This window comes from Microbacterium sp. C448, assembly GCF_000582705.2.
Lineage (GTDB): Bacteria > Actinomycetota > Actinomycetes > Actinomycetales > Microbacteriaceae > Microbacterium > Microbacterium lacus_A.
Window position 1 is genome coordinate 1 of the sequence record NZ_HG779744.1, and the last position, 15,548, is coordinate 15,548.

The 15,548-nt window shown below is 67.2% G+C and carries 11 protein-coding genes, 2 tRNA genes and 1 pseudogene; 10 read left to right on the forward strand and 4 right to left on the reverse strand.

Annotation, left to right across the window (positions count from 1 at the left end; genetic code table 11):
* Positions 1-5: 5 nt before the first annotated feature.
* Positions 6-608 (forward strand): annotated as a pseudogene (locus tag MIC448_RS12130) (prephenate dehydratase); the annotation flags it as partial.
* Positions 609-626: 18 nt separating this feature from the next.
* Here MIC448_RS12130 and MIC448_RS12135 read toward each other — a convergent pair.
* From MIC448_RS12135 to MIC448_RS12145, 3 genes are all read right to left on the reverse strand, one after another.
* The gene (locus MIC448_RS12135; RefSeq protein WP_036300056.1) at positions 627-1,712 is read right to left on the reverse strand and encodes an LLM class flavin-dependent oxidoreductase; all 1,086 of its coding nucleotides are present in this window, start codon (positions 1,710-1,712) and stop codon (positions 627-629) included.
* 123 nt (positions 1,713-1,835) lie between these two features.
* Complete coding sequence (locus MIC448_RS12140; RefSeq protein WP_036300059.1) at positions 1,836-3,215, reverse strand: deoxyribodipyrimidine photo-lyase; 1,380 nt, start codon at positions 3,213-3,215, stop codon at positions 1,836-1,838.
* 2 nt (positions 3,216-3,217) lie between these two features.
* The gene (locus MIC448_RS12145; RefSeq protein WP_081766386.1) at positions 3,218-4,510 is read right to left on the reverse strand and encodes a diacylglycerol kinase family protein; all 1,293 of its coding nucleotides are present in this window, start codon (positions 4,508-4,510) and stop codon (positions 3,218-3,220) included.
* 69 nt (positions 4,511-4,579) lie between these two features.
* Here MIC448_RS12145 and serS point away from each other — a divergent pair, with 69 nt between their 5' ends.
* The 9 genes from serS to MIC448_RS12190 all read left to right on the forward strand — a co-directional run bounded on the left by serS (position 4,580) and on the right by MIC448_RS12190 (position 12,586).
* Positions 4,580-5,845, forward strand: coding sequence for a serine--tRNA ligase (gene serS, locus MIC448_RS12150; RefSeq protein WP_036300062.1), 1,266 nt, complete (start codon positions 4,580-4,582; stop codon positions 5,843-5,845).
* On the forward strand, positions 5,842-6,750 hold the full coding sequence (locus MIC448_RS12155; RefSeq protein ID WP_081766387.1) for an HAD family hydrolase: 909 nt from the start codon (positions 5,842-5,844) through the stop codon (positions 6,748-6,750). Before serS ends, MIC448_RS12155 begins: the two co-directional genes overlap by 4 nt.
* Before the next feature lie 163 nt (positions 6,751-6,913).
* Positions 6,914-6,998: transfer RNA gene (locus MIC448_RS12160), tRNA-Ser, on the forward strand.
* A gap of 72 nt (positions 6,999-7,070) precedes the next feature.
* Entirely contained in the window at positions 7,071-8,348 is a 1,278-nt protein-coding gene (locus MIC448_RS12165) for an LCP family protein (RefSeq protein ID WP_036300065.1), read from the forward strand.
* Positions 8,349-8,436: 88 nt separating this feature from the next.
* A tRNA-Ser gene (locus MIC448_RS12170) sits at positions 8,437-8,528 on the forward strand.
* Between the two features lie 594 nt (positions 8,529-9,122).
* Positions 9,123-10,568, forward strand: coding sequence for a hemolysin family protein (locus tag MIC448_RS12175; RefSeq protein ID WP_051513726.1), 1,446 nt, complete (start codon positions 9,123-9,125; stop codon positions 10,566-10,568).
* Complete coding sequence (locus tag MIC448_RS12180; RefSeq protein WP_036300067.1) at positions 10,565-11,584, forward strand: CNNM domain-containing protein; 1,020 nt, start codon at positions 10,565-10,567, stop codon at positions 11,582-11,584. Before MIC448_RS12175 ends, MIC448_RS12180 begins: the two co-directional genes overlap by 4 nt.
* Before the next feature lie 40 nt (positions 11,585-11,624).
* Positions 11,625-12,329: a DedA family protein gene (locus MIC448_RS12185; protein ID WP_051513728.1), complete on the forward strand. Its 705-nt coding sequence runs from the start codon at positions 11,625-11,627 to the stop codon at positions 12,327-12,329.
* Positions 12,330-12,355: 26 nt separating this feature from the next.
* Positions 12,356-12,586 (forward strand): hypothetical protein, encoded by a 231-nt coding sequence (locus MIC448_RS12190; protein WP_144238046.1) that lies wholly within the window; start codon positions 12,356-12,358, stop codon positions 12,584-12,586.
* 7 nt (positions 12,587-12,593) lie between these two features.
* Here MIC448_RS12190 and MIC448_RS12195 read toward each other — a convergent pair whose 3' ends face one another.
* Positions 12,594-15,425 carry an HAD-IC family P-type ATPase gene (locus MIC448_RS12195; RefSeq protein WP_081766388.1) on the reverse strand — a complete coding sequence of 944 codons (2,832 nt, stop codon included), beginning with the start codon at positions 15,423-15,425 and terminating at the stop codon, positions 12,594-12,596.
* Positions 15,426-15,548: the final 123 nt, after the last annotated feature.

Below are 15,548 nucleotides of genomic sequence, written 5' to 3' on the forward strand. Positions count from 1 at the left end.
CCTAAGCGCAGTGCCTGCAGTGGTTGACGCGCGAGCTTCCGGCCCACGCGCACATTCCCGCCGCGAGCAACGTCGCGAGCGCTATCGGCCTGCTCGATGGCACGAGCGACGCGGATGCCGCCATCGCACCCCCCACGATCACCGAGCATCACGATCTCGAGGTGCTGGCCGAGAACATCGGCGACAACCCGAACGCCGTGACCCGCTTCGTCCTCGTCGGGCGGACGGTCGCGCCCACCCCGCCCACCGGGGCCGATAAGACATCGCTGATCGTCGAGTTGCCGAAGGACTACCCCGGGGCGCTGCTCGAACTTCTGGAGCAGTTCGCAACGCGCGGCATCAACCTGAGCCTGCTCGCGTCGCGCCCGATCGGCGACGCCCTCGGCCGGTACCGATTCGTCATCGACGCGGACGGACACATCCAGGACGAACGGATGGCCGATGCGCTGCTGGGTCTTCGCCGCTTCAGCCCGAAGGTGATCTTCCTCGGTTCGTACCCGCGCGCGGACCGCGTCGTCGTGCGCTACCCCGACCGCTACTCCGACGACATCTTCGTCGAAGCGCGCGACTGGCTACGCGGTCTGCTCAGCGGCGAGCCCGACCTCTAAGTCCGGATTGCCGGAGCGTCAGGCGACCGCCGCGAGCAGGTTCGTCGCGACGAGTTCGAGGGTCTGCGCACGACCATCGGATGTCTCGAGCGCCTCGGAGTCGTAGGCGCCCGCGACCGGTGACAGCATGACCTCGTCGACCCCGTGTCGGGCGGCGAATGCGGCGACTCCGGATGCCACGTCTGCGCCGGATCCGATCAGCCAGCGCGAGCGCGCGGAGTCCATGAACGACACGGCCAGTCCGTCCGAGAGTCCGCCCGTGCCATCGCGTTGCGCGGCCTCAGCCTGCTCGACGGACTCGAGCGGCGTGAGGGGCTTGTTGGTGCGCAGTCGCGCCATCATCCGCAGCTGGGGAAGTGCCCGAGCATCCGCTTCCTCCGCCGTGGGCGCGGCGACCGCGTTGATCGTGAGCAGTGTCCGCGGCTCGGGGTGCGCTTCGTTCGGGACGTACTGGTCGCGGTACAGCGACAGTGCGCGCTCGAGGCCCTCGCCCGAAAAATGGTTGGCGAAGACGTACGGCAGGCCGAGCGAGGCGGCGAGCTGCGCCGAGTAGTCGCTCGAACCGAGCAGCCACACCTCGGGCGAGGCCGAAGCCGCGGGCGTGGCATGAACCGTGTACTCGCCGCCGCTGGTGAAACGCAGCGTCGCTCCCTCGGGCGAGCTGAGCGCCAGGATGTCGCGAATGTGGTCGGGGAACCGGTCGACCTCGCTCGTCGCACCCGACTGGCGGAGCAGCTGGGTGATGACGGGGTCGCTGCCCGGCGCACGGCCGATGCCGAGGTCGATGCGGCCGGGCGCGATGGCCTCGAGGGCCGCGAACTGCTCGGCGACGATGAGCGGCGCGTGATTCGGCAGCATGACGCCGCCCGAGCCCACCCGGATGCGTTCGGTACGGGATGCGGCCGCCGCGATCAGCACGGGCGGTGTCGTCGACGCGACGGCGGGCATGTTGTGGTGTTCGGCGAACCAGTAGCGCCGATAACCCAACCGGTCGGCATGAACGGCGAGGTCGAGCGATGCCGCGACCGCTTGAGCGCTGTTCTGGCCCGCGCGCACGGGCACGAGGTCGAGAACCGACAGGGCGGGGGCTGCGTGAGAAGTCATCACGATCCTCAACCGCGGGAGGCGGGTTCGGCATTCCCGCGACCGGCGGGTCGCTTCGACAGGCTCAGCGACCGACAAGCTCAGCGACGGCCCCTGAGCTTGTCGAAGGGTCCGCCGCGAACGTCAGTTGCGGCGCATCCGCTCGTATGCGTCGAGGGCTGCCTTGCGGGATTCGCCGAGATCGACGATCGGCTCAGGTGCTCGCCCACGTCCGTACTCCGGCGCCCAGCGCCCGATGTACTCGCCGTGCGGGTCGAACTTCTTCGCCTGCAGCTCGGGGTTGAACACCCGGAAGTAGGGGGCGGCGTCCGCGCCGGAACCGGCGACCCACTGCCAGTTGAAGGGGTTGCTCGCGCCATCCGCGTCGACCAGGGTGTCCCAGAACCACTCCTCGCCGTGCCGCCAGTCGATCAGCAGGTTCTTGATCATGAACGACGCGGTCACCATGCGTACGCGGTTGTGCATGATGCCGGTGTGCCAGAGCTCTTTCATGCCCGCGTCCACGAGGGCGATGCCGGTGCGCCCCTGCTGCCACGCTTTAAGCGCGGTCGGCTTCAAGCGAGGCCAAGGGAAGTCGTCGAACTCGCGGCGCAGATTCACCGTCGCCAGGTCGGGGTTGTGGAACAGCACGTGCGCGGCGAACTCGCGCCATCCGATCTCGGACAGGAATCGCTGGGCGGCGGCTGCCCGAGGGCCGCCCGGCGTCTTGCTGCCCTGCACGTCCGCGAGCGTGGCATGCCACACCTCGTGGGGGCTGATCTCGCCCCAGCGCAGGCGCGGCGACAGGCCGGACGTCACACCCGCCGCGGGTTCGTCCCGGGCCCGGTCGTAGTCGTCGAGGTCATCGCGCAAGAAGTCGCGCAGTCGCGCGCGGGCCGCAGGCTCGCCCGGTTCCCACGTCTCACGCAGGCCGCCGGCCCAGTCGGGATCGGTCGGAAGCAGGGCCCAATCGTCCAGCGCATCGCTGTCGATATCGGCGGCGCCGGTGAGCTCGCGCGGAGCGGGCAGCGGCGCGCGGGGCGCGGGAAGGTTGCGGCATGCCCGCCAGAACGGTGTGAAGACGGAGTACGGCTGCCCGGCCCCGGTGCGAACCGTCCAGGGCTCGAACAGCAGGGATGCCCCGAACGACTCCACGACCACATCGTCATCACGCAGGCCGGTCTTGAGTGACGCGTCGATCTCGCGTTCGGCGCCCCCGTAGCGGCGGTTCCAGAAGACGGCGCCCGCCGACGCATCCGTCACCGCTTGTCGCACCTCACGCGCCGCCGGCCCGCGCCGCAGAACAAGCTGAACGCCGAGCTCGCGCAGACGATCACCGAGCGATGTGAGGCTGCCGTGCAACCACCAGCGCGCGGCGCCACCGAGGGGACGGATGCCGTCCGACACCTCGTCGAGGACATAGAGCGCGATGATCGGTCCGCCGCGCTCCATCGCCGCGCGCAGTGCCGGGTTGTCGGCGACCCGCAGATCGTCGCGAAACCAGACGAGTGATGCGGACGTCATCGTCAGAAGTTCGAGGTGTCGTGGCCCTCGGGCACGACGATGCTCAGGCCGCCCTGCTCGATGGTGCAGCGGATGCGGACGGCTTCGCCGAGTTCGTCTCCGTCGAGCTCGATCGGCTGCGCGGGCGATGTCGCGAGCTCGATGGCCTCGTCCTGCAAGAAGCGCACTGAGCTGTTCCTGCCGCGACGCTCGAGCACCCGACGGCCGGCACGGAAGCGACGCAGGACGCTGTTGTCCCACCAGACCTTCCGCCAGACGCCCAGCCAGCCGAACCATCCGGAGGGCTGGATGACAGCGACGTCCAGCAAACCATCGACGATGGATGCTTCGGGGATCAGGGCGATGCCCGCCGGGAGGGCCCCGCAATTCGCGAACAGCACGCTCTGCACCTTGGCGGCGTGCAGGCGGCCGTGCTCCATCTGGTACATCACGCGGAACGGCTTGGCCGTGGCGAGCGAGCGCGCCGCGCCGTCCACGTAGGCAACCCAGCCGACGGTCTTCTTCAGCTGCGAGTTGGTGTTGGCGATCATCGCGGCGTCCAGCCCGATGCCCGCCATCACGACGAAGGCGTGGCGTTCGCGGCTGCCATCGGCGCGGCGGATGTCGGCGAACCCGATGTCGACCGGATGCGTCGTGCCGGTGAACGTCGCCGCCACCATGGGCTCGGAGTCGCCGAGCGGCAGGCCCAGGTTGCGGGCGAGCAGGTTGCCCGTGCCGCTCGGCACGATCGTGAGGGCGACACCCGTGCCCGACATGGCTTCCGAGACGGCACGCACGGTTCCGTCGCCACCCGCGACCATGACGGCGTCGACGCCCTCTTTGAGTGCTTGACGGGTGACGTCGTCGCCCAGGTCATCGACCGTCGTTTCGAAGAAGAGGGGTTCGGCCCAGTCGGCTTCCGCGGACAGCCGCGTGACCTGATCGCGCAGGCGGTCCTTGTCGACCTTGATGGGGTTGTAGACGAGCGCGGCGCGCTTCTTCGGCGTCGGATCGTCGGCGTCCATGGACGTCGTCTCGCCGTCCGGGGTGACCTGGCGTGCCTCGCCGGTCTCGCCGTCCTTCTTGTCCGGTGCGACGTCTTCGGGTTCGCGGATGACGTCGTCGGGCTTCGCCGCTTCTTCCGGGTCCGGCTTGTCGTCGGGCCCATCGACCGGCTCCGAGTCATCGTCGAAACCCTTCGGCAACCCGTCGACGTCGTCGAGGCTTTCCGCGTCGTGCGGAATCTTCGGATCGAGAGGTGCGTCGTCCGGGGTCGCCGCGGCGTCCTCGGGGGGAGGGGAAGAAGCCGCAGTCATGGGTCCACCCTAGGCTTCAGCGGCGTTACTCCGGGGATCGGCCGGGATTCGCGCAACTAGACTTGACGGATGATCGACCCCGTGCTTCTTCGCGACGCCCCCGACCTCGTCACCCGCTCTCAGGTCGCGCGCGGGCACTCGCCCGAAACCGTCGAAGCCGCGCTGGTCGCGGATCGCGAGCGTCGCGCCGCGATCACGGCGTTCGAAGAGCTACGCGCCGCGCAGAACGCGTTCGGCAAGGACGTCGCGAAGGCGCCGAAGGACGAGAAGGCCGCGCTTGTCGCCGAGGCCAAGGGCTTGGCGGATCGCGTCAAGCAGGCGCAGGCTGCTGTTGCGGTTGCCGAAGAGGCCGCGGATGCCGCCTTCGCCAAGATCGAGAACATCATCATCGACGGAGTGCCCGCGGGCGGCGAGGCCGACTTCGTCGAGATCCGCCGCGTCGGCGAGGTTCCGACCTTCGACTTCACGCCGCGCGATCACCTCGAGCTCGGTGAGCTCCTCGGTGCGATCGACATGGAGCGCGGCGCGAAGGTCTCGGGTGCCCGCTTCTACTTCTTGAAGGGCATCGGTGCGCGCCTCGAGATCGCGCTGATGAACCTGGCACTGAACTCGGCGCTCGAGGCGGGCTTCGTCCCGCTCATCACGCCGACGCTCGTCCGTCCCGAGATCATGCGCGGCACGGGGTTCCTCGGCGAGCACTCGGACGAGGTCTACCACCTGCCGGAGGACGACCTGTACCTGACGGGGACGAGCGAGGTGGCGCTCGCCGGGTATCACAAGGACGAGATCCTCGACCTCGCCGACGGTCCCCTGCGGTATGCCGGCTGGTCCACCTGCTACCGCCGCGAGGCCGGGTCGCACGGCAAAGACACCCGCGGAATCATCCGTGTGCACCAGTTCAACAAGCTCGAGATGTTCGTCTACACGACGCCCGAAGAGGCCGAGGCCGAGCACGAACGTCTGCTCGGTTGGCAGGAAGAGATGCTCGGCAAGCTCGGGCTCACCTACCGTGTGATCGACGTCGCCGCGGGGGATCTCGGATCGTCCGCGGCTCGTAAGTTCGACGTCGAGGCGTGGATTCCGACGCAGGATGCCTACCGTGAGCTGACCTCGACGAGTAACTGCACGACCTACCAGTCGCGTCGCCTCGACATCCGGCACCGCCCCGACGGCGGCCGCACACAGCCGGTCGCAACGCTCAACGGAACGCTCGCGACCACCCGCTGGATCGTGGCGCTGCTCGAGACGCACCAGCGCGCCGACGGTTCGGTGTGGGTGCCCGAGCCGCTCCGCCCGTACCTGGGTGGGCTCGAGGTCCTGGAGCCGCTCGCGTGACGGACGCCCGTATCCCCGACACGGGTGAGGTCGAGGTCGTCGAGCGCGACGAGGCCGCCGAGATCATCGAGCACGTCGCCCACGACTCCGCGGACCCCGAGATCACGACTCTTCCTCTGCTGATCGTGCTCGACATCGACGGCACGATCCTGCTCGAGGATGAGTCCCTCAGCCCCGGAATCGTCGGGGCCGTCGCCGACGCCCGCGCGGCGGGCAACGAGGTCATGCTCGCGACGGGGCGTAGCTGGGAGGGCACGCGAGGCATCCTGCGCGTGCTCGAACTCGACCCCGAGTACGTCGTGTGCTCGAACGGCGCCGTGATTCTGCAGCGTCGGGACGCCGGTCAGGTCCACTACGAGCGAGTGCACACCGAGACGTTCGACGCGACCGAGGTGCTGACGCTGCTGCGCCAACACCTGCCCGACGCGAAGTACCTGGTGGAGCTGCCCGGCGGTGAGCGGTACTACACCGACTATCTCGAAGACTGGAACCTGCTCGCCGCGCACCGGGTGCCGTTCGAGCAGCTCGGCAAACACCCCGTTTCGCGTGTCGTCGTGGTGTCGCCCGAACATGCCGAGGGCGACTTCTTGCGTCTCGTCGACGAGATCGGCCTCACCCAGGTGTCGTACGCGATCGGCTGGACCGCCTGGCTCGACATCGCACCGCAGGGAGTAGACAAGGGCACCGCCCTCGAGCTCGTGCGCCGGTGGCTCGGCATCCCGCCCGATCGGGTGCTCGTGATGGGCGACGGACGCAACGACGTCGGCATGTTCCGTTGGGCCCTTGAGAAGGGCGGCCGGGCGATCGCGATGGCTCAGGGACCGCAAGAGGTTCTGGATGCCGCGGGCGAGATCACGCTGTCGGTGCAAGAGGGCGGCGTCTCAGACATCCTCCGCCGCCTCTAACCGCGGTACTGATGCCGCTCGGCGCATTCGCCGCGCCGAGGCATCCGCTTTCAGGGCCTTGCCAGCACTTCCTGCGAAAATGAGCCGCGACTGGCAAAAATGAGCGCCATGCTCTGTCGAGTACACTCGGTGCCTGTCGACGAAGTGCTGCGGTACTTCGCCGGGAGGGTTGTCCGAGCGGCCGATGGACCTGGTCTTGAAAACCAGTGGGCAGCAATGTCCCGTGGGTTCGAATCCCACACCCTCCGCTGAATGACGGGTGTGGCGGTCCCACACCCTCCGCACACATACCGGCGGACCCGACCGCCGAAAGGACGCGAGTGAGCGAGACGACCGAGGCCTCAAAAAGGCAGGACGCGAAGCGCCGCAAGACCGTCGCGCGTCACGGCAACCTCTCGTCCCCGAGCATCGGTGGGCAGATCGCACGCTTCGTGGCGGTTGCGCTCGCGGTCGTGCTCGTCGCAGGCCTCGGAGTGGTCGGCTACACGACCTACACGGCCGTCGCGGATTTCTCGGCGAGTGCTGTTGATCTCGAGGGCCAGGAGTCCGTTCCGCCCGACATCGGCGAGATCGAGGGCGGCGTCAACCTCTTCGTGGCGGGTACGGATGCGTGTGAGCCCGAGTACGCGGGCTATTTCGGTGACCGGTGCACCGGTGCCGATGCCGGCGGCGAGTTGAACGACGTGAACATGCTCGTGCACATCTCCGATGAGCCTCGCCGGGTCACGGTGATCAGCTTCCCGCGAGACCTGATGATTCCCATTCCCGAGTGCACCGACCCCGACACCGGTCGTACGAGCTCGGCCATGACGAAGCAACCGCTGAACTCGACCTTCTCCTACGGTGGCCTGGCCTGCGCGGTGAAGACCATCTCGGAACTGACGGGGCAGAACATCCCGTTCGCGGCGTCGGTCACGTGGGGTGGCGTGATCGAGATCACGAACGCCATCGGCGGCGTCGAGGTCTGCATCGCGAACGGCATCACGGATTACCACACCGGTATCGACTGGGAAGCGGGAAACCGCACGCTCGTCGGACTCGAGGCGCTGCAGTTCTTGCGCACCCGCCACGGCGTCGGCAACGGCGGCGATCTGGGCCGTATCTCGAACCAGCAGCAGTACATGTCGCGCCTGGCCCGCAAGCTCATCAGCGACGAAGTGCTGTCGAATCCGGCGACGCTGTATTCGCTCGCGAGCACCGCGTTGACGAACATCGACCCGAGCACATCGCTGACGAACCCGCTCACGCTCACGCAGATCGCTCTCGCGGTCAAGGACGTTCCGTTCGACGAGATCGTGTTCATCTCGTACCCCGTGAACGGCGACCCCGCTGACCCCGACAAGGTCGTCCCGAACTACACCGCAGCAGACGCCCTGTGGGCGGCTCTCGAGACTAACCGGCCTCTGCAGCTGACGGGTGAAACCGGCCAGGGTGACGGCGTGATCGTCCAGACGCCCGAGCCGACGGAGCCGGTCGAGCCCACCGAGGCCGCGACGCCGGGCGCTACCGTCGACCCGCAGGATGAAGCGATCGCCCTGCCGCCCGCTGTCACAGGGCAGACGGCTGCGCAAGACACCTGCTCGAACGGCAACGGCTGAGCGACCGCCCATCGCCCGCTTCGTGGTGAGGCCCGTGATCGGGTTAGTATTGCGGGGTGCATTCGCGGACGTTCGCGTCGGAATGCCTGGAGACGTCGCATAGTCCGGCCTAGTGCACCACCCTGCTAAGGTGGAGACCCCTTAAGGGGTCCGAGGGTTCAAATCCCTCCGTCTCCGCCACTTTCGCCTGTTCTGAGGCTATTTCACGCGGGTTCGTTCGGTTTGGACGCTACCGGGCCCGTCTCGTTCGTGGGCAACGAGATCGCCTGGTCAGTGCGCGTGAAGCGCTCGGCGGCGAGAGTCGTGCATTGTGCGTCGCGCGGCCCTATCTCGCCTGTCGAATCGGTTGCTCTGGTGAGCTTGAGCCATCAGGTCGGTCAAGCTGCCCACGCTCTGCCCACCGGAGGCGGAGGTTTGGTGCCCCTCCGTCGCTAGGCGCCGATGCACGAAGTGCTTCAAGGGTAGCGGGTTCGATATGAAGTGAATGACGGGGTCTAGCAGATCTCACGATGGCGACGATTGTGTTGCTCGTGATTGTTGCAGGGGCGGGATTTCGGGCGTGAGACTCGAGCTACAAATCCGTGGCACGAGCGAGATTCCTGTGCATTGACCTGCACGTGATCGGAATAGCCGGTGCGTGGCCGGGGGTCCCGTATCGTTGATGAGACTTGCCACTGACCCACGAGAGAGAAACCCCGTGAGCCATCATCGTGCCTCCACCGACCAGGAGGGTCGATCACCGAGCCCCCTCAATCTTCGAGGGGGTGAATTTCGATGCTCGAGGCAGCGCTGACTCTGCTGGTGGGTGTGCTCGTGACGCTGGCGATCATCGCCGCCTGCGGATTCTTCGTCGCGCAGGAGTTCGCCTACATGTCGGTCGACCGCTCCCGCATGGCGGCGCTGGCAGAGAAGGGCGACGCGCAAGCGAAGCGCGTGCTCACCATCACCAAGCGCACGTCCTTCATGCTTTCGGGCGCCCAGCTCGGGATCACGGTGACGGGCCTGCTGATCGGCTACGTCGCCGAGCCGCTGATCGGTGTGTCGCTGGGTACGCTGCTGGGCGGGGTCGGCATCGACCCGACGGTCTCGGTGCTGGTGGGCACGATCGGTGCCTTGCTGCTCGCGACGATCGTCACGATGATTTTCGGTGAGCTCTATCCCAAGAACCTCGCCATCGCGAACCCCGAACCCCTTGCCCGCGCGCTCGCCATGCCGACGCGCATCTATCTGCTCGCATTCGGATGGCTCATCACGGTGTTCGACGTCGCCGCGAACGCCCTGCTCCGCCTGTTGCGGATCGAGCCGCTCGAGGACGTCGACGAGAGCGCGACGGCACGCGATCTCGAAGCGATCATCGAGGAATCCCGCGTCAGCGGGGACCTGCCGGACGATCTGTCGATGATCATCGACCGCATCCTCGACTTCCCGCAGCGCGACGTGGAGCACGCGATGGTTCCGCGCTCGCGCATCGACTCGATTTCTCCCGACACCACGATCGGCGAGGTCCGGGCGCTGATGGCGACCGGCCACACCCGCTACCCCGTGATCGGCGACGAGGATGATCCGGTGGGCGTTGTAGAACTCATCGACCTGCTTCGCAACAAGCACGACAACGATGCGCCGGTGTCGACGGTCATGCGCGACGCCGTCGTCATCCCCACGACGATGCAGTTGCCCGTCGCACTCGAGCGGATGCGCCAGACCCGCAACGAACTCGCGTGCGTCGTCGACGAGTACGGCAACTTCGACGGCATCCTCACCATCGAAGACCTCACCGAAGAAGTCATCGGCGAGATCTCGGACGAGCACGACATGGATGTCCACGAGGTCGTGAATGTGGGAGATGACCACTGGACCCTGCCCGGTGACGTGCACCTGGACGAGGTCGAGCGACTGATCGGACATGATCTGCCCCGCGGCGATGCCGAGACCATCGCGGGCCTGATAATCAGCGAACACGGCGACCTGGTTCCCGTGGGCGTGAGCGTTCGGATCACCCTGCCCGAGAAGCCGGCCGAGACGGTGCAGGGCATGCACATCGAGCGTTGGCTCGACGTCGAGGTCACCGAGGTCGAACGACACGTGCCGTCGCAGCTCGTCGTGAGACTCCGCGAGGTCGATCACGATGCCACCGAGACGGCTGGCGAGACGGCTGGCGAAACAGCGGGTAACAACGCGCTCATCCCGGCGGATGCCTCGAATGAGGAGGTGACCCGATGAGCTGGTGGATGGTCACGATCATCACGACCGCACTCATTCTCGCGAGCGCGTTCTTCGTCATCGTCGAGTTCGCGCTGCTCGCCGCACGCCGACACCGGCTCGAGCAAGAGGCCGACCACAGCGCGTCGGCGCGAGCGGCTCTGCGCGGGATGAACGAGCTGACCGTCATGCTCGCCTTCGCCCAGTTGGGCATCACCGCCTGCACCTTCCTGCTCGGCGCCATCACGAAGCCCGCCATCGACTACGCGCTCGCACCCGTGCTCGAACAGTTGGGCCTGCCCGATGTCCTCTCGGGTGTCATCGCCTTCATGCTCGCCCTCATCGTCGTCACCTTCCTTCACCTGGTGATCGGCGAGATGGCCCCGAAGTCATGGGCGATCGCGCATCCGGAAACAGCTGCGAAGGCGACCGGTATCGCGGCGCGGGCCTTCACCTGGCCGTTGCGGCCGTTCCTGCTGTGGATCAACCAGATCGCAAACCGCCTCGTCCGAGCGTCGGGCGTCGAGCCGGTCGAGAAGGCGGCTGCGGGCGGACAGGATGCGGACACCATCCGTGAACTCGTGGCGCATTCGCGTGCCGCCGGGACACTGGACGTGCAGTTCTCGGCGCCCATCGCGCGGGCGATCGCGCTCGGCACGCTCACGGTGGGCGACATCGTGCGCACCGACAGGGTGCCGACCTCGGTGCCGGCGACCGCGACCGCGGCCGACATTCAGGAGGTAGCGGCTTCATCCGGCCACCTTCGCATCCTCGTCGGAACGGGCGCGGGATCCCGTGTGGCACACGTCCGTGACACTTTGGCGATCGACCTGGCGACACCTGCCGCCGACATCGCTCGGGACGCCCTCGTCACCACTCCCGATGCATCCGCATACGACACGCTGGCGCGAATGAGGTACGGACGTGTGCAGCTCGCGACCGTGGTGGACGGCGACACGCTCCTCGGCATCGTCACGATGGATGACCTGCTGCGCGAAGTCCTGCCGGGACCAGCGGAACTGTCCACCGTTTCATGACCATCCGATGTTCACGCGCCAACAGCGGGAGGTCCACTGAATGAGCGCCGCTGCGAGCTCGGCGACTGATCATGGTTTCACCGGCCTGACCGGCTTCGCCGCGGATGTCTTGACAGCGTTCGGGGACTTCGGGGTCGGGGTGCTCGTCTTCATCGAGGTTCTCATCCCCCCGATCCCCAGCGAAGTCATCTTGCCGTTCGCCGGGTACCTCAGCCAGAGCGGCGACCTCAACCTGGGATGGCTCATCTTCTGGAGCACGTTCGCATCGTGGATCGGGGCACTGCTGCTGTACTGGATCGGCTACGCCATCGGTATGGAACGCGCAGTCACCTTTCTCGCAGCGACGAAGCTCGTGAGCAGGTCAGACCTCGATCGCGGAGCGCACTGGTTCCTCCGCAGTGGCAGTTGGACGGTTCTTGTCGGCAGGCTGGTCCCGGGAGTTCGAAGCCTGATCTCACTCCCCGCGGGCGCATCTCACATGAACCTCCTCCGGTTCAGCATCTACATAATCGTCGGCAGCGGCGCATGGAACTCGCTGCTCATCGGGGTGGGTGCCGCGCTCGGGACCCAACACGAACGACTCGAGGGCTACCTGTCATATCTCGACTACGTCGTCTACACCGCGCTCGCACTCGGGGTGGCAGTCCTCATCGTGCGGCGCATCCGAGAAGCGACCAGGCCCCGCAGCAGACGGGCTCGAGCCGATGCGGCGGCGATCGACGAGATGCCGGACGACTCCTTCTGACGTGATGCGCTCTGTGGCGTGGCGGCATGGACTACCCGCGCCGGACGCAGCGTGACGACGTCGTCCGGCTTGGCGACGAGGCCGAGGTTGACCCGGCCACCGTCGCGGTGGAAGGCCGACAACAGCCGAATCTTCGACAGCGTCGTGATGCCCACGTCGAAAGCGATTCGCATCCCAGAAGCCATGGCGCCGTTGCTACCAGGATCTTCCAGGTCGATGCGGACGAAGATCCGGTGAGTGCGAGGCGGGTGCCCTAGGTGTCGGTTAGCCGTGAACTACGCCGATTCCTCGACCGGACGGATCGGCGCGCCGCCATCCGCCGGGCGCGGCACGACGACCGATTACCTTGATTGCCTCGATGACCAGGAAGACGGCGAGGCCGTAGGTGAATGCGGTGGTCCACTGTACGAAGCCGAGGGGCACCGAGCCGAACCACAACTGGAAGGGGGGCAGGTAGGTGTACGCCGTCTGCAGGGCGGCAAGCGCGGCGATCGAGATCCAGATGACACGATTCCCTGTGAAGACACGGCGAGTGAAGCTCGAACCGTGCAGCAGACGGACATTGAACAGGACCGCGATCTGGGTGACCACCAGTACGGTCACCGCCGCGGTTCGTGCGATGTCCAGGTCGCCGCTCCTGTTGAGCTCGACGAAGAATGCGGTCGTGGTCGCCGCGGCCACCACGACCCCCATGCCTGCCAGCAGGAAGAGCTTGCCCGAGAGGATCGACTCGCCGGGGGGCCGTGGACGGCGCTTCATCGTTCCCGGCTCGACGGGTTCGTAGGCGAATGCGAGCGACAGGGTGACCGCGGTGACGAGGTTCACCCAGAGGATCTGCGTGGGTTGCAGCGGGTCCGCAAAGCCGATGACGACGGCGGTGAAGACGACCAGCGCCTGGCCGAGAGTCGTCGCCAGGATGAAGACGACCGACTTCTGCAGGTTGTCGTACACGCGGCGGCCCTCGCTGACGGCCCGCTCGATCGTGGCGAAGTTGTCGTCGGCGAGCACGACATCCGACGCATCCTTCGCCGCCTCGGTTCCCTTCATGCCCATCGCGACCCCGACATCGGCGCGGGTGAGCGCCGGGGCGTCGTTGACGCCGTCACCGGTCATGGCGACGACACCGCCGCGCGACTGGAGGGCTGCGACGATGCGGAGTTTGTGTTCGGGACTCGTGCGCGCGTAAACGTCGACATCGGTGACGACATCCTCCAGCTGGGCGTCGTCGAGGGCATCCACGTCCGCGCCCGTCAGAACGCTCGCATCGGCGTCAGTCAGTCCCATCTCGGCCGCGATCGCGTGGGCGGTGAGCGCATGATCACCCGTGATCATCTTCACGCGGATGCCGGCATCTTGGCACTTGGCGATTGCTGCGGTCGCCTCGGGCCGAGGCGGGTCGGCGATCGCGACGACGCCCAGCATGACGAGCTCGCGAAGGTCGCCGGGCTCGACGGTCACGGCATCCGTCGGCAGGTCGCGGCGCGCCGCAGCGAGGACGCGCATGCCCCGGGCGCTGTAGTCATCGATGAGCGCTTGCCACGCGTCGGGATCGAGGGGAGCATGACCTCCGTCGGTGGACCGCTGAAACGCGCAGAGCGCGAGCACCCGGTCGGGCGCACCCTTGACCGAGACAAACTGCTCGCCGGTAGCCGACCTGTCGAGCGTAGCCATGTACTTGACGTCGGCATCGAAGGGGATCTCGTCGACACGCGTGAAGGGCGTCAACTCGACGTTCGCCTTGCGCCCGAAGCTCACCAGGGCGCCCTCGGTGGGATCGCCGACGACCCGCCACTCGCCCGTCTCGGCGTGGTCGAGGCGAGCGTCGTTGCAGAGCGCGAGAATCGTGGCCATCTCGGTGAGATCGCCCGAGTGCGGATGTTCCGGGCCCGACTCGTCGGTGGCGCCCTCCGCCAGCACGGTGCCCTCGGGGTCGTAGCCTTCGCCCGTGACCGTGTAGCGGCGATTCGGGGTCGCCGCTGCCCGCACGGTCATCTCGTTCTTCGTCAGGGTTCCCGTCTTGTCCGAGCAGATCACGGTGACCGACCCCAGGGTTTCGACGGCAGCGAGTCGGCGCGTGATCGCGCGCTGAGCGGCCATCTGTCGCACGCCGAGCGCCAGCGTGATCGTGACGACGGCGGGCAGCCCCTCGGGGACGGCGGCCACGGCGAAGGCGATCGCAGAAGAGATCAGGGTGTCGAACGGGTCGCCGTGCAGGACGAACCCCAACACAACCATGATGACCATCAGCGCGAGCACGATCGCCGTGATCTGGCGTCCGAGCTGGTTGATCGAGCGGATGAGTGGGGTATCGGTCTGCTCGACGTCGCGCACCAGCTGCTGAATCCGTCCGAGCTCTGTGCGCGTGCCCGTCGCAGTCACGACCGCGACGGCCCGCCCGCCGACCACGACCGACCCCGCGTGCAGCATGTTGTCGCGGTCGCCGACGGGGGCATCGCGCACGACCGGATCCGTGTGCTTGTCGGAGGGCACCGCCTCGCCGGTCAATGCCGCCTCGTCTGCGCGCACATCGCGTGCTTCGACGAGCCTCGCATCGGCGGGTGAGCGGTCGCCGGCGCCCACCCTGATGATGTCGCCCGGCACGAGCGTGGCAGCTTCGACGTCGTGCCACCCGCCGTCCCGGCGTACCGTCGCCTGTGGCGAGAGCATGCGGCGGATGCCGAGCAGCGCCTTCTCTGCCTGCCCCTCCTGGACGAAGCCGATGATGGCGTTGATGATCGCGACAGCGAGGATCACGGACGCGTCGATGTAGTCGCTGTAGGCGAGCTTGATGACGGCCGCCGCGAGGAGCACGTAGATGATGGCGTTGTTGAACTGTGCGAGGAAGCGCACGATGGGGTGCGTTCGCGTTGGCTCAGGAAAGCTGTTCGGACCGAAGTGCGCGTGACGCCGATCAACGTCGCTCGACCGCAGCCCCGAGCGGCTCGTGTCGAGCCCCTCGAGGACATCGGTGGCGTGGTGCGCATGCGGCTTGCTCGGTGAGCCCGACGAGGCGCCCGGGTGGTGCGTGAGGTCTTCCGGCGGGCGCTCGGACGGCAGGCCGGGCTGGAGAGATTCGGCGGAGTTCACTGCAGTCATAACGCCCAATACCTGTCGTCTCTCAGAACTCGGCGAAGCAACACAGATCGCTCGCCGCTGTACCCCCACAGTGCGCCACCGCGAGCGATACCGATAGGGCCCATGGTCCCTCTGTGCCCGACG

Excerpts from the sequence above, each read along its gene's own strand:
- MIC448_RS12145 (WP_081766386.1), bottom strand. The coding sequence starts at position 4,510 with ATGACTGCGGCTTCTTCCCCTCCCCCCGAGGACGCCGCGGCGACCCCG.
- MIC448_RS12180 (WP_036300067.1), top strand. The coding sequence starts at position 10,565 with ATGAGCTGGTGGATGGTCACGATCATCACGACCGCACTCATTCTCGCG.
- serS (WP_036300062.1), top strand. The coding sequence starts at position 4,580 with ATGATCGACCCCGTGCTTCTTCGCGACGCCCCCGACCTCGTCACCCGC.
- MIC448_RS12140 (WP_036300059.1), bottom strand. The coding sequence starts at position 3,215 with ATGACGTCCGCATCACTCGTCTGGTTTCGCGACGATCTGCGGGTCGCC.
- MIC448_RS12135 (WP_036300056.1), bottom strand. The coding sequence starts at position 1,712 with ATGACTTCTCACGCAGCCCCCGCCCTGTCGGTTCTCGACCTCGTGCCC.
- MIC448_RS12195 (WP_081766388.1), bottom strand. The coding sequence starts at position 15,425 with ATGACTGCAGTGAACTCCGCCGAATCTCTCCAGCCCGGCCTGCCGTCC.
- MIC448_RS12185 (WP_051513728.1), top strand. The coding sequence starts at position 11,625 with ATGAGCGCCGCTGCGAGCTCGGCGACTGATCATGGTTTCACCGGCCTG.
- MIC448_RS12190 (WP_144238046.1), top strand. The coding sequence starts at position 12,356 with ATGGACTACCCGCGCCGGACGCAGCGTGACGACGTCGTCCGGCTTGGC.
- MIC448_RS12175 (WP_051513726.1), top strand. The coding sequence starts at position 9,123 with ATGCTCGAGGCAGCGCTGACTCTGCTGGTGGGTGTGCTCGTGACGCTG.